Annotated in this window: 20 protein-coding genes and 1 pseudogene; 18 read left to right on the top strand and 3 right to left on the bottom strand. The window is 42.1% G+C overall.

From position 1 onward, the window contains the following. The first annotated feature begins 44 nt into the window (after nucleotides 1-44). The 3 genes from ACYQ5K_RS14930 to ACYQ5K_RS14940 all read left to right on the top strand — a co-directional run bounded on the left by ACYQ5K_RS14930 (nucleotide 45) and on the right by ACYQ5K_RS14940 (nucleotide 2119). Nucleotides 45-254 carry a hypothetical protein gene (locus tag ACYQ5K_RS14930; RefSeq protein WP_173688898.1) on the top strand — a complete coding sequence of 70 codons (210 nt, stop codon included), beginning with the start codon at nucleotides 45-47 and terminating at the stop codon, nucleotides 252-254. Nucleotides 255-633: 379 nt separating this feature from the next. Continuing rightward, nucleotides 634-1776 carry an AAA family ATPase gene (locus ACYQ5K_RS14935; protein ID WP_459777852.1) on the top strand — a complete coding sequence of 381 codons (1143 nt, stop codon included), beginning with the start codon at nucleotides 634-636 and terminating at the stop codon, nucleotides 1774-1776. Next, the gene (locus ACYQ5K_RS14940) at nucleotides 1757-2119 is read left to right on the top strand and encodes a hypothetical protein (RefSeq protein WP_173688900.1); all 363 of its coding nucleotides are present in this window, start codon (nucleotides 1757-1759) and stop codon (nucleotides 2117-2119) included. Before ACYQ5K_RS14935 ends, ACYQ5K_RS14940 begins: the two co-directional genes overlap by 20 nt. 312 nt (nucleotides 2120-2431) lie before the next feature. On the opposite strand, the gene ACYQ5K_RS14945 is transcribed toward ACYQ5K_RS14940, so the two are convergent. After that, on the bottom strand, nucleotides 2432-3811 hold the full coding sequence (locus tag ACYQ5K_RS14945; RefSeq protein ID WP_195231493.1) for an aldehyde dehydrogenase: 1380 nt from the start codon (nucleotides 3809-3811) through the stop codon (nucleotides 2432-2434). Between the two features lie 326 nt (nucleotides 3812-4137). On the opposite strand from ACYQ5K_RS14945, the gene ACYQ5K_RS14950 reads away from it, so the two are divergent. Both ACYQ5K_RS14950 and murI read left to right on the top strand, forming a co-directional pair. Continuing rightward, a complete protein-coding gene (locus tag ACYQ5K_RS14950; RefSeq protein ID WP_459777853.1) occupies nucleotides 4138-4668 on the top strand; it encodes a DUF3877 family protein in 531 nt (176 codons plus the stop codon). 35 nt (nucleotides 4669-4703) lie between these two features. Continuing rightward, nucleotides 4704-5486, top strand: a complete 783-nt coding sequence (gene murI, locus ACYQ5K_RS14955; protein WP_459777854.1) for a glutamate racemase — start codon at nucleotides 4704-4706, stop codon at nucleotides 5484-5486. A gap of 392 nt (nucleotides 5487-5878) precedes the next feature. Here the strand turns inward: murI and ACYQ5K_RS14960 are convergent, their stop codons facing one another. Continuing rightward, nucleotides 5879-7615: an Rqc2 family fibronectin-binding protein gene (locus ACYQ5K_RS14960; RefSeq protein WP_173688905.1), complete on the bottom strand. Its 1737-nt coding sequence runs from the start codon at nucleotides 7613-7615 to the stop codon at nucleotides 5879-5881. Between the two features lie 196 nt (nucleotides 7616-7811). Between ACYQ5K_RS14960 and ACYQ5K_RS14965 the strand changes: the two genes are divergently transcribed. The 9 genes from ACYQ5K_RS14965 to ACYQ5K_RS15005 all read left to right on the top strand — a co-directional run bounded on the left by ACYQ5K_RS14965 (nucleotide 7812) and on the right by ACYQ5K_RS15005 (nucleotide 16273). Continuing rightward, on the top strand, nucleotides 7812-8690 hold the full coding sequence (locus tag ACYQ5K_RS14965) for a YicC/YloC family endoribonuclease (RefSeq protein WP_173688906.1): 879 nt from the start codon (nucleotides 7812-7814) through the stop codon (nucleotides 8688-8690). Nucleotides 8691-8759: 69 nt separating this feature from the next. Further along, on the top strand, nucleotides 8760-9383 hold the full coding sequence (gene gmk, locus ACYQ5K_RS14970) for a guanylate kinase (RefSeq protein ID WP_117556048.1): 624 nt from the start codon (nucleotides 8760-8762) through the stop codon (nucleotides 9381-9383). A 16-nt stretch (nucleotides 9384-9399) separates the two neighbouring features. After that, nucleotides 9400-9642 (top strand): DNA-directed RNA polymerase subunit omega, encoded by a 243-nt coding sequence (gene rpoZ, locus ACYQ5K_RS14975; RefSeq protein WP_022220478.1) that lies wholly within the window; start codon nucleotides 9400-9402, stop codon nucleotides 9640-9642. A 144-nt stretch (nucleotides 9643-9786) separates the two neighbouring features. Continuing rightward, nucleotides 9787-11127 (top strand): 30S ribosomal protein S12 methylthiotransferase RimO, encoded by a 1341-nt coding sequence (rimO, locus tag ACYQ5K_RS14980; RefSeq protein ID WP_173688908.1) that lies wholly within the window; start codon nucleotides 9787-9789, stop codon nucleotides 11125-11127. After that, entirely contained in the window at nucleotides 11124-11666 is a 543-nt protein-coding gene (gene pgsA / locus ACYQ5K_RS14985) for a CDP-diacylglycerol--glycerol-3-phosphate 3-phosphatidyltransferase (RefSeq protein WP_173688909.1), read from the top strand. Before rimO ends, pgsA begins: the two co-directional genes overlap by 4 nt. A 1-nt stretch (nucleotide 11667) precedes the next feature. After that, nucleotides 11668-12918 (top strand): competence/damage-inducible protein A, encoded by a 1251-nt coding sequence (locus ACYQ5K_RS14990; RefSeq protein ID WP_173688910.1) that lies wholly within the window; start codon nucleotides 11668-11670, stop codon nucleotides 12916-12918. Between the two features lie 19 nt (nucleotides 12919-12937). Next, nucleotides 12938-14413 (top strand): GNAT family N-acetyltransferase, encoded by a 1476-nt coding sequence (locus ACYQ5K_RS14995; RefSeq protein WP_173688911.1) that lies wholly within the window; start codon nucleotides 12938-12940, stop codon nucleotides 14411-14413. A 99-nt stretch (nucleotides 14414-14512) separates the two neighbouring features. Continuing rightward, nucleotides 14513-15205, top strand: coding sequence for an iron-sulfur cluster assembly scaffold protein (locus ACYQ5K_RS15000; RefSeq protein ID WP_173688912.1), 693 nt, complete (start codon nucleotides 14513-14515; stop codon nucleotides 15203-15205). Nucleotides 15206-15262: 57 nt separating this feature from the next. Next, nucleotides 15263-16273, top strand: a complete 1011-nt coding sequence (locus ACYQ5K_RS15005) for a GGGtGRT protein (protein ID WP_008375150.1) — start codon at nucleotides 15263-15265, stop codon at nucleotides 16271-16273. Nucleotides 16274-16453: 180 nt separating this feature from the next. Here the strand turns inward: ACYQ5K_RS15005 and ACYQ5K_RS15010 are convergent. Continuing rightward, nucleotides 16454-16669 (bottom strand): annotated as a pseudogene (locus ACYQ5K_RS15010) (transposase); the annotation flags it as partial. 313 nt (nucleotides 16670-16982) lie between these two features. Here ACYQ5K_RS15010 and ACYQ5K_RS15015 point away from each other — a divergent pair. The 4 genes from ACYQ5K_RS15015 to ACYQ5K_RS15030 all read left to right on the top strand — a co-directional run bounded on the left by ACYQ5K_RS15015 (nucleotide 16983) and on the right by ACYQ5K_RS15030 (nucleotide 21071). Next, nucleotides 16983-17903 (top strand): peptidylprolyl isomerase, encoded by a 921-nt coding sequence (locus ACYQ5K_RS15015; RefSeq protein ID WP_243259272.1) that lies wholly within the window; start codon nucleotides 16983-16985, stop codon nucleotides 17901-17903. A gap of 156 nt (nucleotides 17904-18059) precedes the next feature. Beyond that, entirely contained in the window at nucleotides 18060-18692 is a 633-nt protein-coding gene (locus tag ACYQ5K_RS15020) for an IS607 family transposase (protein WP_173688933.1), read from the top strand. Next, complete coding sequence (locus tag ACYQ5K_RS15025) at nucleotides 18646-19809, top strand: RNA-guided endonuclease InsQ/TnpB family protein (protein ID WP_173688913.1); 1164 nt, start codon at nucleotides 18646-18648, stop codon at nucleotides 19807-19809. Before ACYQ5K_RS15020 ends, ACYQ5K_RS15025 begins: the two co-directional genes overlap by 47 nt. A 197-nt stretch (nucleotides 19810-20006) precedes the next feature. Then, nucleotides 20007-21071 carry a P1 family peptidase gene (locus tag ACYQ5K_RS15030; protein WP_459777855.1) on the top strand — a complete coding sequence of 355 codons (1065 nt, stop codon included), beginning with the start codon at nucleotides 20007-20009 and terminating at the stop codon, nucleotides 21069-21071. Nucleotides 21072-21167: the final 96 nt, after the last annotated feature.

Genomic DNA, 21167 nt, shown 5'->3' on the forward strand with positions numbered 1-21167 from the left:
ATAAGTGATACACTTTCTTTAACAACAGAAAGGAGGTGTTACAGATGCCAAGTTATATTATTAACAGAGAAAAGACGGATGGTCGTTATAATGAAGTGCATACTACAACATGCGGACATAGACCGGCAGCATATAATCAGGTAAGCCTGGGATGGCATGCAGATGAGATCGATGCGGTAGCTTATGCAAAAAGAAATGGTTATCCGGATGCGGATGGTTGCTATTATTGTTGCGAGAGAGCACACCGCGGATAGAAAAGAAAGTTCGGCAGCAGTTCTGAGAAAGGATTGCTGCCGAATTTGCGAAGTGGGTATGATATGAAGTCAATACGGACACAAAAATTTTTTTAACCATATATTTAGAAAGTCTGGTTTTCGTTGAATGAGTAGAATAGGACTTGGATTTTCTACCGGAAAGATTAACCCATTTAAAAAATAGCATTTTTTCAGTTGGTGCGGGGAAATCTGATCAAAACATGTGGTACTCCTTTCGATGAAAAAGTTAATCAGTTATTTATTTTATGATAACATGGAGAATTTTGTTTAAAAAGTGAGCACTTGTATAAAATAAATGTATATGATAAATTATAAGCGTAAAAAAATTACGATCAAAAATAAAAGAAAGGGAAAAAATATGTTAAAACGAGTGATTGCTAAGAATTTCAAGTGTTTTAAGAATGAAACTATTTTTGATTATACAAAAACGAATTATAAATTATTAGAGCAAAATACGGAAGGAAAGAACTTGAAAGGAGTGCTTTTTGTAGGAGATAATGCTTCAGGGAAAACAACAGCATTACAACCAATAAAGCTAATGCTGGATTTATTGTTTAAAGATAGAGATATATCATTGGTAATGTATAATTGTCTTTTTTCAACGGAGAAAATAACAAGTTTACAATTTGAATTTGATGTAGACAATCATGAAATTAAATATGAATTTTCTTTTGATAGAAATGTGTTTATAGAAGAGAGATTGACAGTTGATGATCAAATAGTGATAGAACGTGTAAAAAAGAATGTAAGATTACAATTAGAAGAGGAAAAGTCTTTTCACGAAGTAGATGATACTTTACTTTTCTTAAAACGAGTTTATTTTAGTACAAAATTTGCAGGAAACAAAATACTGATTCAGTGGTTTGATGAATTAAAAAAATCAGTGTATATCAATGCATATTCGAGAAGAATTGTATCGTATAACGGAAAAAGCCTTTCTGTAAATAAATATCTTGAGGAGAATGGAACAAATCATATAAATAAGTTTTTTGAAGACAATAATTTTCAATTTGCTATTCAATATGAAAAAGTTGTTGAAAAAGAAGGGCTACGTTTTGAATTAGATGAGAATGAAGGGAAAATGGTATTTTTTGAAAGACAGGGAATAGAAACACCACTCCCTATATTTATGGAGTCTACGGGAAACCAGACACTTATTAATATATTGCCAGCTATTCTTTCTGTTGTAGAAAACGGAGGAATGTTGTTAATTGATGAATTTAGTAGTGGATTGCACAATAAATTAGAGGAATTACTTATTAGATATATTATGAGAAATGGAAAGGGTATGCAGTTATTTTTTGTATCACATTCAACGAACTTATTGTCAAATTCCATTTTGAGACCTGATCAGATTTATGCAGTAGAAATGGAAGGAAAAGAGGGAAGTAAAATAAAACGTTTTTCAGATGAGCAGCCAAGAGCGGCACAAAATCTTGAAAAAATGTATCTGAGCGGAGTGTTTGGGGGAGTACCTGAGTATGGAATTGATAGAAAATAAACGTGTTGGTAAAGTGTTGCTGATTGTTGAAGGAAGTAAGCATGAATTTAGTTTGATGAAAAAAATATTTGTAGATGTGCTTGGATATACGCAAATTGAAAAAAGGCGTGAAAGAGAAGAATATTATGTTCGGGAAGGAGATAAACATAGTATAGTTGCTGTTGTTAATACAAAAACATCTAATATTTCGTCAATTAATAGTGAAGAATATTTGGATCAAATATATGAAGAGTTGATCGAAAAGTATGAGTTTGATATTGATAATACAGCTATTTATTATTTATTTGACCGTGATCGGATGCGAAAAAATATATTAATGAACATGCTAAGACTATTTCAATGAATAAAATATGTAAAGCAAATATTATACATGCAGGGGTGAAAATGCTGAAGTATCTAGAACAAAAGAAAATACCTCTTGATTTAGATGAATTTAACAATACGAATGGTATGGTTTTTGATGAACAGGAAAAAATTTTTCGGGAATCTGATACATTTAGAATATTGTCTATGATTTCCTGTGTGCTTATGGATTTAGGAGTACTAATACAAAGGGAATAATGAATTTGAAAAGGATAAACTGAGATGCTGTTTGTTAAATGATATGTGTGGATGGTTAATTTTTATCTGCTGGGAAGTCTTCCCCGCGCTAATCTTAGCGCAGGAAGCCTCTCAGCATTTTTTCTTTCCAGAACCGGTACTTCTGGTACCGTACCGGCAGATCCATCCAGGTCTTTTTATCTACAACACTTCTCTGATGGGTAAAACATGCAAATCCATCCTTTCCATGATAGCATCCCATGCCGCTTTCTCCGACACCGCCAAATGGCATCTGGCTGGTAGCAAGATGGATAATGGTATCGTTGATGCAGCCACCGCCAAAATGACATCTGGCAAGGACTTTCTTTTTGGCAGCAGGATCTTCGGTGAAAAGATAGAGTGCAAGCGGGTGCGGATGAGCTTCAATCTGTCGGATCGCATCATCAAGGTTTGAATAAGTAAGCACCGGAAGAATCGGCCCAAAGATTTCTTCGCCCATAACCGGATCGTCCCAGGTGACATTTTTCAGGATCGTAGGTGCGATGTGCAGGGCAGACGGATCGGACTCGCCGCCACAGACCAGCTTATCGGTGGCAATCAGATTCTGCAGCCGGTGAAAATGTTTTTCATTGATGATTTTTCCATAATCTGGATTTTGCAGTGGCTGTTTGCCAAATTGCCGGTGGATTTCTTTTTCCAGTGCCTGAAGCAGCTGGTCGCGAATGGAAGCATCGCAGAGTATATAATCCGGAGCAACGCAGGTCTGTCCGCAGTTGAGATATTTTCCGAATACAATCCGTCTTGCAGCGAGTGGGATTTTCGCTGTGGAATCTACGATACATGGACTTTTTCCGCCAAGCTCCAGAGTGACAGGAGTCAGGTATTCGGCAGCATGACGAAGGACTTCTTTTCCGACCGTTTTTCCGCCGGTGAAAAAGATCTTATCAAAACGCTGGTTTAAGAGTGCCTGATTTTCTTCTCTGCCTCCGGTGATCATTGTTATATACTCCGGCGGATAACATTCGGTGAGAAGCTGGCTCAGAACCTGACTGGTGCGTGGAGCGTAGGCGCTTGGCTTTAAGATGACGGTGTTTCCGGCGGCAAGTGCATCGATTAACGGTTCTAAAGTGAGGAGTACCGGGTAATTCCAGGGACTCATGATCAGCACCGTTCCGTATGGAGATGGCGCCTGAAAGCTTCTGGCGGCGAACTGCGCCAGTGGAGTCGGCACGGTTTTGCAGCGCATCAGCTTTGGTAAATGCTTTTGCATCCAGGTAAGTTCAGAAAGTGTCAGCCCGATTTCGCACATATAGCTTTCCATCCGGCTTTTTCCAAGATCCGCCTTTAGCGCTGTGTACAGATCTTGTTCATGGCGTTTGAGTGCAAGTTTTAGCTGTTCTAATTGTTTTAATCGAAAAGGAAGCGGAAGTGTTGCACCGGTCGCGTAAAATTCGCGCTGCGCGGTGATCCGTTCTTTGATTGTCTGCTCGTCCATAGTTTTAACCTCCTCATATCTGAATATTTAAGTTTTATTTTTTGCTCAATAAATGATGCTTTTCTCTTTAAATAAGTTTTTCATGTAGAAAGTAATTTTACTATTGGAATGATAAAATTTTATCGGAGGGAAATAGTTGTTGAGACTGATTGAATGCATAGTAAATTCCCTTGATTATAGAAAATAACTTATATTTCCTTTATGATAACGAAATTACAGGAATTCTTCAACGGTGTGAGTGGCGAAAATGAAAAGAATGTGCTAAAATATCTTTGTTTGCAGAAACAGACAGACATTATCTTACCAAGACAGGAGTTTTAATATATATGGGTTATGAGCGTTTGAAAAAAAGTTTAATCGATCTGGTGAAGGAAGAGCAGGCAAAGCTTGGATATCGGAAAGAGATGATCCGGCTTTATTATCCGCTCAGTTCACTGAATCATTTTATGGAGGCGAATGCAGATGCGGAAGAGATGCAGGAACTCCTTGCAGATTTTCCGAAAGCAGCAGAAGATATTTTCGGGGAAGTCGGGATTACACATGTAAAGGACCGTTTTTGCTTTGCTTTATCGGACAAGGCATCCGAATATGTACATGCAAATATGAAGCCGAATGAATTTATCAAAGAGCTGGTGGAGCTTGTCGCAAAGCATGGCTGCACGATGGAAGAGATCGAAGCACTGTTCCGTTCCCATTCGGATAAAATCGTGACAGAACCGATGGACAATGGAGAATTTGACCGGATGATCCGTTTTGAAGAGGGCGAGGACAAGTATTATTACTGCTTCAAGGATGAAGGATGCCATATCATTTATCACCGTTTCCTTCCGGAAGATTATGCAGATTTTGACTTTTAAGTCAGATAAGACAATAAGAAATCGAGGTAATACCAATGAAAATCGGAATATATGATTCAGGAATCGGCGGACTTTCGGTGCTTCACCGCGCACTGAAAAAAATGCCGGAAGCAGAATTTGTATATTATGCGGATACAAAGCATGTTCCATACGGAGAAAAGACAAGGGAACAGATCAAAGGATATGTAGAAGAGGTTCTGAACTTCCTGATCGCGCAGGATGTCGATGCAATTGTGATCGCCTGCAACACGGCAACCAGCGTGGCAACCAAGGAATTCAGAGGCGAATTTGCCGTGCCGATCGTCGGTATGGAACCGGCAGTCAAGCGTGCGCTCAAACTCTATCAGGATATGCAGAAACGGATCCTGGTAACAGCAACTCCGGTTACGATCGCCGGAGAAAAACTGCACAACCTTCTGGAACAAGTAGACACTGAGCATGAAGTCGACCTTGCGCCCCTTCCAAAGCTGGTTCGCTTTGCAGAAGCCGGAAGATTCCAGGATCCGGAAATAGATGAATACCTGAAAAACAGCCTTCAGGACTATACCCTCAACCAGTACGCCGCAGTCGTACTCGGCTGTACCCATTTCAATTACTTCAAACAGTCCTTCCGCAAAATCTTCCCGGGAGAAATCCACTTCGTAGACGGCAACGAAGGCACCCTCCGCCAGCTAAAACGAGTTCTCCCGGAAGAAACCACCCCGGGAGAATCAGGCAAAGTCACTTTCTACTTCTCCGGAGCCCCAGCCGATGAGGACGGAATGCAAAAAATTCAGGCATGCATGGCACAGTTAGATAAAGTATACGAGATCAAGTAAATACTGATATCGAATTATTAAAAAAATACTAAAACCAGCCAAATAGTTCCAATGAAAAATATAAGAACTGGTTGGCTGGTCTTTATATAATCAAACTTCTAAAAATCCAAAAAATATTTTCATAAAACTTTCACCATCAAAGTACATCCCCGCCACAGCACCATGATTCACTTCTGGCATTCAGGAACACTCAAGTGTATTCAATAAATTCGAGCGCCGCCAGAGAAGAATAAAATCCGCCACATTCCTATCTTGTGCAATGGAGATGAGACTCAAGAATCGTGGAAGCCTTTGCTGAACACGATTCTCGCCCTAAGAGGCTCATCGGAATGGTTTGCACAACTTGGAATGTGTCGGATTTTATTCTTCTCTGGCGGTGTCACAACCCATATTTACAACACTTCCTGTATCCCGGAAATATCACTATCTATCATCATCGAGTAATTTGTATAGTACACCACAAACCCCGGCTTGCTTCCATTCGGTTTCTTAACCTGCTTTTTCTCCACATAGTCAACCTCCACCTTTTCAGCCCCGGAATTCTTCGAATAATGTGCCGCAAGTCTTGCCGCCTCTTCAAAAGTACGGTCCGGAAGTTCTTCCCCGTTAGTTTTGACGATGACATGGGAACCCGGTGCCTTTTTCGCATGGAACCACCAGTCCCCGCCATTTGCAAAATGGAAGGTCAGTTCTTCGTTCTGAAGATTATTTTTTCCAACATACATATGGAAACCGTCCGAAGAAATATAGTGGAACGGTTTGCTTGTGATCTTCACCTTTTTGGAAGACTGCTTTCTGCGGATAAATCCACTTTCAATCAGTTCTTCCTTGATCTGGATCAGGTCGTCCTCACTCCGCGCAATATCCAGTGACTTGCTGACAGATTCCAGATAATCAATCTCATCTTTGGTCTCTTTGATCAGCTCGGACAGTGCTTCAAAAGTACGTTTCTGCTTATTGTAGCGGTCAAAATATTTTTTTGCATTTTCCTGTGGCGTTTTCTGTGGATCCAGCGGAATTTTGATCATTTCGTTAGTATAATAATTGAGTGCTTCCAGTTCTTTTGCACCATCCTCCAGATTGTAGCCGTAGGTGTGGATCAGCTCGCCGTATACCTTGTATTTATCACGGTTTTCCGTATCGCGGAGCTGTTTTAACTGCAGGTCATATTTCTTACGGTTTCGTTCAAGTGCCGTCTGTACTACACGGCGGAGATCCGAAGATTTCTGACGGATCCGGGTGATCAGATCACGGGAAGAATAATAAGTTCGGATGACTTCAGAAATCGAGTCAAAGGATTTCACCTGATAGTTGGAAAAGTGGGTGAGTGGAAGAGAGGAGAACTCTTTTGGCTCATTTCCTTCATAATAAATAGCAGGAGAGAATTTTCTTTCTGTCACCTGCTCCATAAAATAGGTAAATTGCCGGTACAGGTGGGAAAGCAGATCGGCAGACATCTCAGATGCCGGAATGGAAGAATCAATCCCTGCGAGATGACAGATCTCTTCGGCGACAACCGGACTGATCCCGGTAAAACTGTTGTAGATCGCTTTGCCGACAGGCATCGGTTTGGAGAGTAATTCCTGTGTGAAATTCTCTTCCGGAATGTCAAGCGGATTCTCCTTTTTCATGGTGTCCGGGATAAAATATTCCCTGCCCGGAAGGACCTCACGCACAGAGCTCATCTGAGCAGAAACATGCTTGATACTGTCGATGATCATTCCCTTTTCATTGCAGAAAATAATATTGCTGTGTTTGCCCATGATCTCAACGATCAGGGATTTGCGGCACAGATCTCCAAGTTCATCCAGGTGCTCGATCTCGAAGCGGATGATCCGCTCCAGGGAAGGCTGGGAAATGCCTACGATGCGGCCATTTGCAATATGTTTTCTCAGAAGCATACAGAAATTCGGCGCAGTCATAGGACTTGGTTTGTTATCTCTGGACAGATAGATCAGCGGCAGGGATGCACTTGCGGAGATGACCAGTCGCACCTGCCCTTTCGCAGGTTTGATCGTGAGAAGCAGTTCGTCATTTTCCGGCTGTGCGATCTTGGCGATTCGTCCGTTCAGGATCGTATCATTTAATTCTTTTACGATATTTGAAATTGTAATTCCATCAAAAGCCATTTTAAAAATTCACCTCATATTTATCCGTGAATATGCCAGGGCACATTCTTTTTTCAATGGGCTCATTATAGCATAGAGAGGCATAGATAGACAAGTGAAAATGCCCCGTCACCCGGTTGACGAGTAAGTGTAAATGAACTATAATAATCGATAGTAAAACGGCCCTTAAAAGGTCAGTAAGAAGAGGGAAAATCAAATGATAAAAAGTATGACAGGCTTTGGACGGTGTGAGATCGCCGAAGCAGACCGCAAATTTACCGTAGAGATGAAAGGGGTTAATCACCGTTACCTGGATGTGAATATCCGTATGCCGAAAAAGCTCAATTTCTTTGAGTCGGCACTCCGCAATCTGCTCAAGCAGTACGTGCAGAGGGGAAAGATTGATATTTTCATCGGGTATGAAGATATGACAGAAAGCCAGATGACTTTAAAATATAACCAGAAGCTGGCAGAAGAATATATGGAAAGTTTTAAACAGATGGAAGAACACTTTGGCCTGGACAATGATATCCGGGTATCCACACTGGCACGTTGTCCGGAAGTGCTTACGATGGAAGAACAGTCCGCAGATGAAGAGGAACTCTGGAACGGACTTGAGAAGGCAATGAAGGGTGCCTGTGAGCAGTTCGTACAGACCAAGACAGCGGAAGGTGAGAACCTGAAAAAGGATATCATCGGCAAACTGGACGGTATGCTGGAGGTTGTCGGAAAAGTGGAAGAACGCTCGCCACAGATCGTTGCCGAGTACCGTGAGAAGCTGGAAACAAAGGTGAAAGAGCTTCTGGAAGATACCCAGATTGATGAGGGAAGGATCGCCGCTGAGGTTGTGATCTTCTCTGACAAGATCTGTACAGATGAAGAAGTGGTAAGACTGAAAAGCCATATCAAGCATATGAAGGAAACTTTGGAACAGACCGAAGGAATCGGCCGTAAGCTTGATTTTATCGCTCAGGAGATGAACCGGGAAGCGAACACGATCTTATCCAAGGCAAATGATCTGGAAGTATCGAATTACGCGATCGATCTGAAGACCGAGATTGAAAAAGTACGTGAACAGATTCAAAATATTGAATAAAGCTTTGAAAAATGTAAAAAGATGTGTTAAAATAACATTTCAATGTCTGAGTATGCAGGAGAACTGATTATGAGAGAAAAAAAGGGAATCCTTATCGTAGTATCCGGATTTTCCGGAGCCGGTAAGGGAACATTGATGAAAAAGCTGATGCAGGACTATGATAATTATGCATTATCAATCTCTGCAACCACGCGTCAGCCTCGTGTCGGGGAAGAAGACGGAAGAGAGTATTTTTTCAAAACCAAAGATGAATTTGAAAAAATGATTGCGCGTGATGAGCTTATAGAGTATGCTAGATATGTAGAAAATTACTATGGAACTCCGAAACAGTATGTTATGGAGCAGTTAGAAGCAGGCAAGGATGTGATCCTTGAGATTGAGATCCAGGGAGCACTGAAGGTGAAAGAAAAGTATCCGGATACCCTGCTGATGTTCGTGACTCCGCCGAGTGCGCAGGTACTGAAAGACAGACTGGTAGGACGGGGAACCGAGACCGCAGAAGTGATCGATTCGAGAATGAAGCGGGCAGTAGAAGAATCACAGGGCGTAGAGAAGTACGATTATCTTGTGATCAATGATGACCTGGAGCGCTGCGCAAAAGAGATGCACAGTATTATTCAGGGTGAGCATGACCGGGTGAGCCGGAATGCTGACTTTATAGATGATATCAGAAAAGAACTGAAGGAACTGTAAGAAAGGAGCAGAATTTATGTTACATCCATCATATACCGATTTGATGAAAGTAGTAAATCAGGACGTGGAAGAAGGCGCAACTAAGATTGTCAACAGCCGTTATTCTATCGTTCTTGCAACAGCAAAGAGAGCGAGACAGATCATTGACGGCGAGATGCCGCTTGTTCCTGTTAAGGACGGCGAAAAGCCGCTTTCTATTGCAATTGATGAGCTGAACAGTGGAAAGATCAAAATTATTGCAGAAGACGCTGATAAATAAAAGAAATTCCAATACCCTGCAGCTTTCTGCGGGGTATTTCTGGGATATGGGTATTTTTATAAAAGAATATGCGCGGATGTAAAAAGCGTGTCTGGCATATTCTTTATCTGAACTAGAAATTATGCTTGAGGAGAAAGTTATTTTATGAATATATTATTCATTTCGTTAGGCTGTGACAAGAACCTTGTGGATTCGGAGGTCATGCTTGGGATTCTTGCAAAGGACGGTCATCAGATGGTGGACGATGAGACAATGGCAGATGTCATTATCATTAACACCTGCTGCTTTATCCATGACGCAAAGGAAGAGAGTATCCAGAATATTCTTGAGATGGCAGAACTGAAGAAGACCGGCAGATTAAAAGCCCTGATCGTAACAGGATGTCTTGCACAGAGATACAAAGAAGAGATCATTCAGGAGATTCCGGAGGTTGATGCGGTTCTCGGAACGACTTCTTATGAAGAGATCGCACACGTGATCGATGGAATTTTAAGTGACAGTCCGATGGAGCGCGGAGATGTACGCATGACCATGAAGGATGTGGATTATCTCCCGGTGACAGACACACACCGTATGGTGACGACCGGCGGACATTTCGCTTATTTGAAGATCGCAGAAGGCTGTGACAAGCACTGTACTTACTGTATTATCCCGAAGGTGCGTGGAGATTTCCGAAGTGTACCGATGGAGCATCTTCTTAAGGAAGCGCAGGAACTGGCAGACGGAGGTGTCAAAGAACTGATCCTGGTAGCACAGGAGACGACTATGTATGGAACCGATCTGTACGGAGAGAAGAGACTTCCGCAGCTTTTAAGAGAGCTCTGTAAGATCAACGGACTTCGCTGGATCCGTATTTTATACTGCTATCCGGAAGAGATCACAGACGAACTGATCCAGGTGATCAAAGAAGAACCGAAGATCTGTCATTATCTGGATCTTCCGATCCAGCATGCAAGTGACGGTATCCTGAAGAGAATGGGAAGACGTACTTCTAAAGAACAGCTGATCGAGACAATCGAAAAGCTGCGCCGTGAGATTCCGGATATTGCACTTCGCACGACATTGATTACCGGATTCCCGGGAGAGACACAGGAACAGCATGAAGAGCTGATGGATTTTGTGGATCAGATGGAATTCGACAGACTTGGCGTATTTACTTACTCACCGGAAGAGGATACTCCGGCGGCATCTATGCCTGATCAGATCCCGGAAGAAGTCAAAGAGGACCGTCAGGCAGAGCTCATGGAACTTCAGCAGGATATCGTATTCGACCAGGCAGAAGACCGGATCGGGGAAGAACTGCTTGTGATGATCGAAGGCAAGGTAGCAGATGAGAATGCCTATGTGGGAAGAACCTACCGGGATGCGCCGAATGTAGACGGACTTATTTTTGTGAACACATCGGAAGAGCTGATGTCGGGAGATTTTGCAAGGGTAAAAGTGACCGGATCGGCAGATTATGATTTGATAGGAGAGTTATTATGAATTTACCAAATAAGTTAACGATTTTACGAGTGATTTTAATTCCGTTTTTTGTAGTGTTTATGTTATTTGATATTACCGGAGCAGCAGACAAATGGATCGCACTTGTGATTTTCTGCGTTGCCAGCCTGACGGATATGCTGGATGGAAAAATTGCAAGAAAATACAATCTGGTAACGAACTTCGGTAAATTTATGGATCCGCTCGCAGATAAGCTGTTGGTATGTACTGCGCTGATCTGCCTGACATCTATGGACAGACTGAATGTCATTGTTGTTCTGGTGATCATTGCCAGAGAATTTATCATCAGCGGATTCCGTCTGGTTGCTTCCGACAATGGAATCGTCATTGCGGCAAGCTACTGGGGCAAATTTAAAACCGTATCACAGATGGCACTGATTATTGTGTTGATCATGGATCTGGGTGGTGTGTGGAATATTGTAGGAACAGTCCTTACATGGGTGGCACTGATCCTGACAGTCGTTTCACTGATCGATTATATCGCAAAGAACAAACAGGTATTAACACAGGGAGGCATGTAAAATGGTTGTAGAGCTGATTTCTGTCGGCACTGAAATTTTACTTGGCAACATTGTGAATACAAACGCAGCATACCTAGCAGAGAAATGTGCTCTGCTAGGTTGTTCTTTATATCACCAGACTGTTGTCGGCGACAATGAAGAGCGTATGGAAGAAGCAATCCGCCAGGCAATAGAGCGCGCTGATATCGTAATTCTGACAGGGGGACTTGGACCTACCAAGGATGATCTGACAAAAGAAGTAACTGCAAAGGTATTTGGCAGAAAACTTTATATGGATGAACATTCCAAGGCACGAATCCGGGACTATTTTGAGAAGATTAAGAGCAAAAAGGTGACAGAAAATAATTGGAAGCAGGCGTTGGTTCCGGAAGGCGCGATCGTGATCGACAATCTGAACGGAACGGCACCTGGACTGATCCTGGAGGATAAAGAGCGCGGCAAAGCAGCGATCCTGATCCCTGGGCCTCCGAATGAGATGAAGCCGATGTTTGAACACGACATTGCACCGTACCTCAATAAAAAGCAGCCGGAGGGAATCTATTCCCATATGGTAAAAGTGTGCGGGATCGGGGAAAGCCGGGCAGAGACCATGGTTGCGGATCTGATGGATGCACAGACCAATCCGACGCTTGCGCCTTATGCAAAGACAGGAGAGGTACATTTCCGTGTGACGGCAAGAGCCTGCTCGGAAGAAGAGGCGGAGAAGCTGATGCAGCCGATAATCGAAGAGATGAAGAAGCGTTTTGGGGATGCCGTATATACGACAGAGGAAGAGGTGACTCTGGAAGAGTCGGTGATCCGTCTTCTGGAAGAGAAGAAGATGACTGTGACAACAGCAGAGTCATGCACCGGCGGGAAGCTTTCAGGAAGACTTCTGAATGTATCAGGAGCGTCAAATGTATATAACGAAGGCTACATCACCTATGCCAATGCATCGAAAGAAAAAATTCTTGGTGTGAAGCATGAGACACTGGAAACCTACGGGGCAGTCAGTGAACAGACTGCAGCAGAGATGGCGCTTGGAGCAGCAAAGGCGGCAGGTGCGGATGCGGCGCTTAGTGTAACCGGAATCGCAGGACCTGGCGGCGGTACAGCGGAAAAACCGGTCGGACTTGTGTATATCGGATGTGCGGTAAATGGAGAGGTAACGGTAAGAGAGTACCGTTTTACCGGCAATCGTGAGAAGAACCGGGACTATGCGGTTGCACGTGCGATCACACTTTTGAGAGAAGAGCTTTTAAAGAGGGCATAAAAAGACGAGGTAAAGACAAATGATCATAAAAAGACTAAACACCAGCCGGGAAGTTGTGGCAGGTCTGCATCTGGTATGGGATGTATTTATCAGAGAAAACGCCGGCTCCTGTACACAGCAGGGAATCGAAGAATTTGCCCGCTTCATCAAGATGGAGAATTTCATGCCGCTTGTGGAAAGAGGAGAGATGATCGTCTTTGGCGTGGTGGAAGGACAGGAGCTGGGCGGTATCGGAGCGGTACAAAGTGACGGGCATATTTCCCTTCTTTTTGTCCGTCCGGATCTGCGAAGAAGAGGGATTGCAAAGGCGCTTGTAAATGAAATGTGCAGATTCTGTACGATGCAGCTTGCCCTGATGCGCATAACCGTCAATGCATCGGTTGTGAGTACGGAGGCTTATCATCATATGGGATTCCGGGATCTGGCACCGGTTCAGGAAAAAGACGGGATCCGGTTTGTCCCGATGGAGCTTATGGTATCACCGGCAAACGTAAGACCTTCACATTATGGAAAGAAGCATACCGGACTCTTTATCGGAATTGCAGTAACGGCGGTTATTTTTCTGATTTTCCTAGGGCTTCTTTTCGGAAAGATCATCATCAATTTCTCAAATGCTGACAGAAACCGGCAGGATTCATCACAGATCTTTGAATATGATCCAAACGGGGACGGAAGCTTCGGGGATCTCTTTGGCGGGGATGAAAGCGGAGAAAATGGTGAAAGTGAAAGCTCTGAAGAGGCGCAGGGAATCGAAGCGATCGAGGGCTATGAAGCGGAGAATCTGCCGTATACGATCACGGAGGAAAATTATACGTATTTTTCCAATGGAAATAAAGGCGAATATCCGATGCAGTTTGATGTCAAATATCCGCAGATCACAGGTGTGGAAGGCGAAAATATTGACAAGATCAATGAAATGCTGAAAGACTGTGCGATGAGTACAGTAAATACTCTGTATCTGGATCCGAGTGATTCCATGAAAGAGAAAATGCTGGAAGAATCGGATCCATTTATGGCAAGCCTTGTGACCTATAGGGTTTCTTATGCAGGAGAAGATTTTATCAGTGTGGCATTCAATGATATTTATTATGCAGGAAATACTTCTTCCCAGTACTGTGACCTTCGTACCCGCAATATCCGTATTTCGGATGCAAAGCAGTTTGAGGTGTCGGATATTGTGGATCTAAGTGATGCATTTATGCAGGACTGGATGAAAAAGATGAAGGGCGAAGCACCATCTGCAGAGGTGTTAAGTAATGTGAAATTAAATGATTTCCGCCAGATTTTAAATGGTGAAATCCTGGAGAACCGGTATTTTGATGCGTTCTTTGTGGACAAAGACGGCATTGAAATTGGAATCACTTATCACTATCCGGGAGACGGAAAAGAATCATCTGCGGAGAGTGGATGGATCACAGCGCCGTTTAATATGAAAGAAATAATTGAATATAAAACGGACAGTGAGTTCTGGAATCTTGTACAAAGTAACAATTGACGAATGTCGAAAATTGTGCGAAAATAAATACATATGGTGTTAAAACAATCACAAACGCCTTATAAAAGAAAAACAGATGTATTTGAAAGGAGTTTTAACATGATTTATTCACATGAAGTAGAAATGATGTGTCCGGTAGCTCAGGGTGCAAACCACGGACCAGCTCCAATTCCGGAAGAAGCAAAATGGGTAAAGGCTAAAGAAATCAAAGATATTTCCGGTCTTACACATGGTGTCGGCTGGTGTGCTCCACAGCAGGGTGCATGTAAGCTCACTTTGAACGTTAAAGATGGTATTATTCAGGAAGCACTTGTGGAGACAATCGGATGTTCAGGAATGACTCATTCCGCAGCTATGGCTTCAGAAATTCTTCCAGGAAAGACTATTTTGGAAGCACTTAACACAGACCTTGTCTGTGATGCAATCAATACAGCAATGAGAGAACTTTTCTTACAGATCGTATACGGAAGAACTCAGAGTGCATTCTCAGAAGAAGGACTTCCGATCGGTGCAGGACTTGAAGACCTTGGTAAAGGACTTCGTTCACAGGTTGGTACAATGTACGGAACTCTCGCAAAAGGACCACGTTACCTGGAAATGGCAGAAGGTTATGTAACAGGAATCGCTCTTGATGATAAAGATGAGATCATCGGATACCAGTTCGTAAGTCTTGGAAAATTCACAGACTTTGTCAAAGCAGGCGATACTCCGAACGAAGCTTGGGAAAAAGCTAAAGGACAGTACGGACGTGTAGCTGATGCCGCTAAGATCATTGACCCACGTAAAAACTAATTACATAGATAGTTGAACGGGTTATATAGGCAACAATATTTTCAGGAGGACAATTAAATGGCTTTATTTGAATCATATGAGAGAAGAATTGATAAAATCAATGAAGTTTTAAACAGCTATGGCATTGCTTCACTCGAAGAAGCTGAAAAGATCACAAAGGATGCCGGACTGGATGTATACAACCAGATCAAAGGCATTCAGCCAATCTGTTTTGAAAACGCATGCTGGGCTTATATTACAGGTGCAGCAATCGCAATCAAAAAAGGATGTACAAGAGCAGCAGACGCTGCAGCAGCAATCGGAGAAGGTCTTCAGGCTTTCTGTATTCCGGGATCTGTAGCAGATCAGAGAAAAGTAGGTCTGGGACATGGTAACCTTGGAAAGATGCTTCTTGAAGAAACAACAGACTGCTTCTGCTTCCTTGCAGGACATGAATCATTCGCAGCTGCTGAAGGTGCAATCGGTATCGCTGAAAAAGCAAACAAAGTTCGTCAGAAACCTCTTCGTGTTATCCTGAACGGTCTTGGAAAAGATGCTGCAAAGATCATTTCAAGAATTAACGGATTCACATATGTTCAGACAGACTATGACTATTATACAGGAGAACTGAAAGAAGTTCAGAGAATCGCTTACTCTGACGGACTCCGTTCTAAAGTAAACTGCTACGGTGCAAATGATGTACGTGAAGGAGTAGCTATCATGTGGAAAGAAGGCGTTGACGTTTCTATCACAGGTAACTCTACAAACCCGACACGTTTCCAGCATCCGGTTGCAGGTACATACAAGAAAGAATGCGTAGAAGCAGGAAAGAAATACTTCTCAGTTGCTTCAGGTGGTGGTACAGGACGTACACTTCACCCGGACAACATGGCAGCAGGACCGGCTTCTTACGGTATGACAGATACACTCGGACGTATGCACTCTGATGCACAGTTCGCAGGATCTTCATCTGTACCGGCTCACGTAGAAATGATGGGTCTTATCGGTGCAGGTAACAACCCGATGGTCGGAATGACAGTCGCTGTTGCTGTAAGTATCGAGGAAGCTCACAAAGCTGGTAAATTCTAAGAAATTTATTTACAGGGCGTGTGAAAAAACGAAAGTTTTTTCATGCGTCCTTTTGTTTTTGGATGCGACAGTTGTTATATTTTATAAAAAAGTGTATAACTCCCCTTACCCCATAAGAATGCTATTATGAAATCCTATGCGGCAGTTGCAACTTTTTTTCTGTTTGTTATGATATTTATAAAGATTACACTGATCCTCCAGTTCACGCAATGATATATAGCCATGCGTCATGAATCCAAACAAAACTGTTTTCAGCATGCTGACCGGGTCATATCTGAGTCTTCCTGTATAATGATGAGGAATATTTTTCAGATATTTCTCCAGTTCGATTCCTCCCATAAATCTGTCAAAAGTCAGCACCGGATCACAAATGTCCAGATAATCTTGAATTAGCATTGGCAAAACTGCCTGTTTGGGGTTAGAATAGATTATGTTATTAATTTTTTTCACAAGTTAATTATAACAGAAAGAAAGACCTTGAGTTCATTATAAACTCTTGGTCTTTCTTTTTTTCGGGACTTTTTTCACAGCCCCTTTTTTTTTTCTGCAAAAACATGAAGATATTTGTTCCTGTTATAATAAAAATCTTTGTTGTAAAGATTGGAGTCGCAAGTTAATATATGATACATATGGCGGAATGAAGAGATCTATTTTCTGTAAAAAAGTATAATGAGAATATGAGTATCCGTAAAACGAAAGGAGATAGAAGATGAAGATAAAATCAGTTGCAGTTTTAGGTGCAGGGGCGGTAGGCTCCTATGTGATCTGGGGACTTTCACAGAAACCGGAAGTCCGGCTTGGCGTGATTGCCGAGGGAGAAAGAGCGGATCGTCTAAGGAAAAATGGATGTGCGATTAATGGCAGGATTTACCATCCGGAGGTGTGGTCACCAGAAGAAGCACATAATGTGGATCTGCTGGTGGTTGCTTTGAAATACGGTTCACTGGAAGGCACATTGAAGAGTATACAAAAAACAACGGGTGGACATACAGTGATCATGAGCCTGATGAATGGAGTCGACAGTGAAGAAATAATCGGAAGAACAGTGGGCACGGAGCATGTCTTACCGGCACTGATCAAAGCGCTGGAAGAGAAAAATGATGGTAAATTCAATTATACCGGGAATCAAAAACCAATCATCGAAATAACTGTAAATGAGAATGCTGTGATACACTTTGAACTCTGGCCGGAAATCGCACCGATTGCCTGCAGAAGTGTTATGCAGCTCGCAGAGAAGAAAATATTTGACGGAAGAGCCATTGAACGTCTGGAACCGGGATTTGTCCTCCAGCCACTGTTTTTTGATGGTGTTGATCCACAGATCGATATCATGGTCGAACCGGAATTTAAAACCAATCCTGAAAATGCTAAAATCGTTTTTGAACGGGGGATTGTTGCCATGGCAGGAGATCCAGAGAATAGTTCTGGCAGCCAGTACTATATCACCCTTGCTGCTTCTGAGAGATTGAATGGTAATTTCACTGTAATCGGAAAAGTGATCGATGGCTGGGATGAGATTGAACGACTGGAACATGTAGAAGTAGAAGAAGCCATTGAACCGCAGTCAGGATTTGTCTATCACAGACCGGTAAAAACCGAGATGATCACGAAAGTCAGATGCATAAAATAAATCCTTCAACAACGGAGATGTGTTATACTATAACCAGCATGTATTGAAAAATACAACATAATCCAAGGAGGATTTTTAAGTAATCGATAACATTGATATTAGTGATTAAATGTGTCAAAATGTGCTCATGGAGGTATTGCTATGAACACATCGAATATCACTAATTATAAACCAAAAGATTTTGCTGAATTATTAGGTGTCTCTGTGAAAACATTACAGCGTTGGGACAGGGAAGGAACGCTAAAAGCGAATCGAACTCCAACTGACAGGCGTTATTATACTTACAACCAATATCTTCAATTCAAAGGCATAGATACAGAGAATGATACTCGACAAGTTGTTATTTATGCAAGAGTTTCTACAAGAAATCAAAAGGATAATTTACAGAATCAAGTATCGTTTTTACGTCAATTCTGTAATGCCAGAGGAATGATTGTAGACCAATGTATTGAAGATTATGGCAGTGGTTTAAACTATAACCGCAAAAAGTGGAATCAGCTGTTAGATGAAGTAATGGAACAAAAAATTAAAACCATCATAGTTACACATAAAGACAGATTTATCAGATTTGGATATGACTGGTTTGAAAAATTCTGTATGAAGTTCAATACAACTATAGTGATAGTGAACAATGAAGAACTATCACCGCAAGAAGAACTTGTACAGGATATTGTATCTATACTTCATGTTTTTTCCTGTAGATTGTACGGACTTCGTAAGTATAAAAAACAAATAGAAAGGGATGAAGAGATTGCTAAAGAGCTTCAAGACGGAAATCAACCCAACTGAAGAACAGAAAGCCCGAATCCGCAAGACGATAGGCACTTGCCGATATGTTTATAACTTCTACCTTGGTCACAACAAAGCCCTGCATGATAATGGTGAAAAGTTTATGACTGGTAAGAGCTTTAGTCTATGGCTTAACAACGAATACATTCCAGATAATTCTGACAAAACATGGATCAGGGAAGTGTATTCAAAAGCCGTAAAAAAGTCTATCGAAGATGGATGTGCTGCTTTTACAAGATTTTTTAAACATCAGAGTGATTTTCCTAAATTTAAAAAGAAAGGTAAATCTGATGTGAAAATGTATTTCGTCAGAAATAACCCAAAGGATTGTCAATGCGAAAGGCACAGACTTAAGATCCCAACTCTGGGCTGGGTCCGTATCAAAGAAAAAGGATATATCCCAACAACAAAGGATGGATATATGATCAGAAGTGGTACAGTGTCTGTTAAGGCTGGCAGATTTTATGTTTCTGTTCTTGTAGAGATTCCCGATGTCAATATTAACAATAACTTAAACGATGGAATCGGTATAGACCTTGGGCTAAAAGATTTTGCTATTATTTCAAGTGGAAAGACATACAGGAACATCAACAAATCGGCAGGATTAAAGAAACTTGAAAAACAACTGATCCGGGAACAGAGAAGTCTTTCCCGAAAGTATGAAAATTTAAAGAAAGGAGAGTCCACTCAAAGAGCAAATATACAGAAACAAAAGCTTAAGGTACAAAAACTTCATCATAAAATGGATAATATCCGTACTGATTACATTAACAAGACAATCGCTGAGATAGTGAAAACCAAACCGTCTTACATAACGATTGAAGATTTAAATGTAAAAGGAATGATGAAAAACAGGTGTCTTTCAAAAGCTGTTGCATCTCAGAAGTTTTATGAATTTAGAAAAAGGCTTAAAGCCAAGTGTGATGAAAAAGGCATTGAATTAAGGGTAGCAGATAGATTTTATCCATCTTCAAAGACATGTCACCATTGTGGTTCTATCAGGAAAAATTTAAAGCTTTCAGATAGAATTTACAGATGTGAATGTGGCTATGTTGCAGACAGGGATCTCAATGCGGCACTTAATTTAAAAGATGCTAAAACTTACAAGATTGCATGATTAAAAGCAAATGTAAGTATGTACCGAAGGCTATTTCGGGAATTAACGACTGTGGAGTGTACAAGAACCTGTGAGTAGCGTATTGTCTGCAATCGTCAAAACATACACAATGAAGCAGTAAGAAGTATTCGTGAGGACTTCAATTTCTCGATGTGTTTGAGTATATTTAAACATATTTTGAGTGGCAGGAAACCAAAATGGGGAAAAAACGGATTCGGGACTTTGGGATTGTACCCGGAAGAGTAAAAACAGGAGAAAGGAATGCGATTACGGACGTGCCAGGTGTACGGGTAGGGCATTGTACGGTGAAGACAGAAGAAAATCATACCGGTGTAACCGTGATCGTTCCTGGACCGGACAATGCATTTGCCAAGCACTATACGGCAGCTGCATACATTCATAATGGATTTGGAAAAAGTGCTGGCGTGGTGCAGGTAGAGGAACTGGGGACCCTCGAGACACCCATTGCTCTTACCAATACCTTAAATGTCGGAAAGGTTTTGGATGCAATGGTTGATGTCGTGATCGAACAGAGCCGTAAGGACGGAATTGAGCCACAGAGTATCAATCCGGTTGTTGGCGAGTGCAATGACTGCCGGATCAATCATATCCAGAAATGGGCGATTGGCGAAAAGGAAGTGCGTGAGGCTTTTGCGGCAGCATCAGAAGAATTCGAAGAAGGTGATGTAGGTGCCGGTGCCGGTACGACCTGCTATGGCATGAAGGGGGGAATCGGTTCTGCATCCCGTGTGATCACGATTGGTGAAAAAGAATACACCATTGGTGTTCTGGTTCAGTCAAACTTTGGTGCAACGGAAGATTTTGTACTGAACGGAGAAGCTGTTGGTCCGAAGATTCTGGAATGGAAGCAGGAAAAGAGTGATATGGCTGCATCTGAAGAAGATAAAGGTTCTATTATGAGTATTCTGGCTACAGACCTTCCATTGACAAGTCGTCAGCTCAAACGGATTCTGAAAAGAACCGGTGTTGGTATCGCACGAACCGGCGGTTACACAGGCCATGGCAGCGGGGAGGTTATGATCGGATTTACGACTGCAAACAGAATCCCATCCGGTTATGAGGAGGAACTTGTGCAAATATCAGCAATTCCGGAAAATATAATCGACCGTGCTTTCCTTGCTGCGGCAGAAGCAGAGCAGGAGGCAATCTTGAATTCCATGACCGCCGCAGAGCAGACACGTGGAATTGCAGGTGAACTGTATTACAGTCTTGCAGAATACCTTGAGGATAGAGAAAGCTAAAGACTGTACAAAAGAATAAGTGTAATATGTGAACTACTCGGTAATTGAATTACCGAGCTTCCGCCAAAAAACTCCTCGCGGAATTTCATGGTTTCT

This window comes from Allocoprococcus similis, assembly GCF_054660775.1.

Coding starts and splice junctions, on each gene's coding strand:
- ACYQ5K_RS14930 (WP_173688898.1), top strand. CDS start 45: ATGCCAAGTTATATTATTAACAGAGAAAAGACGGATGGTCGTTATAAT.
- ACYQ5K_RS14935 (WP_459777852.1), top strand. CDS start 634: ATGTTAAAACGAGTGATTGCTAAGAATTTCAAGTGTTTTAAGAATGAA.
- ACYQ5K_RS14940 (WP_173688900.1), top strand. CDS start 1,757: ATGGAATTGATAGAAAATAAACGTGTTGGTAAAGTGTTGCTGATTGTT.
- ACYQ5K_RS14945 (WP_195231493.1), bottom strand. CDS start 3,811: ATGGACGAGCAGACAATCAAAGAACGGATCACCGCGCAGCGCGAATTT.
- ACYQ5K_RS14950 (WP_459777853.1), top strand. CDS start 4,138: ATGGGTTATGAGCGTTTGAAAAAAAGTTTAATCGATCTGGTGAAGGAA.
- murI (WP_459777854.1), top strand. CDS start 4,704: ATGAAAATCGGAATATATGATTCAGGAATCGGCGGACTTTCGGTGCTT.
- ACYQ5K_RS14960 (WP_173688905.1), bottom strand. CDS start 7,615: ATGGCTTTTGATGGAATTACAATTTCAAATATCGTAAAAGAATTAAAT.
- ACYQ5K_RS14965 (WP_173688906.1), top strand. CDS start 7,812: ATGATAAAAAGTATGACAGGCTTTGGACGGTGTGAGATCGCCGAAGCA.
- gmk (WP_117556048.1), top strand. CDS start 8,760: ATGAGAGAAAAAAAGGGAATCCTTATCGTAGTATCCGGATTTTCCGGA.
- rpoZ (WP_022220478.1), top strand. CDS start 9,400: ATGTTACATCCATCATATACCGATTTGATGAAAGTAGTAAATCAGGAC.
- rimO (WP_173688908.1), top strand. CDS start 9,787: ATGAATATATTATTCATTTCGTTAGGCTGTGACAAGAACCTTGTGGAT.
- pgsA (WP_173688909.1), top strand. CDS start 11,124: ATGAATTTACCAAATAAGTTAACGATTTTACGAGTGATTTTAATTCCG.
- ACYQ5K_RS14990 (WP_173688910.1), top strand. CDS start 11,668: ATGGTTGTAGAGCTGATTTCTGTCGGCACTGAAATTTTACTTGGCAAC.
- ACYQ5K_RS14995 (WP_173688911.1), top strand. CDS start 12,938: ATGATCATAAAAAGACTAAACACCAGCCGGGAAGTTGTGGCAGGTCTG.
- ACYQ5K_RS15000 (WP_173688912.1), top strand. CDS start 14,513: ATGATTTATTCACATGAAGTAGAAATGATGTGTCCGGTAGCTCAGGGT.
- ACYQ5K_RS15005 (WP_008375150.1), top strand. CDS start 15,263: ATGGCTTTATTTGAATCATATGAGAGAAGAATTGATAAAATCAATGAA.
- ACYQ5K_RS15015 (WP_243259272.1), top strand. CDS start 16,983: ATGAAGATAAAATCAGTTGCAGTTTTAGGTGCAGGGGCGGTAGGCTCC.
- ACYQ5K_RS15025 (WP_173688913.1), top strand. CDS start 18,646: ATGAAGAGATTGCTAAAGAGCTTCAAGACGGAAATCAACCCAACTGAA.
- ACYQ5K_RS15030 (WP_459777855.1), top strand. CDS start 20,007: ATGGGGAAAAAACGGATTCGGGACTTTGGGATTGTACCCGGAAGAGTA.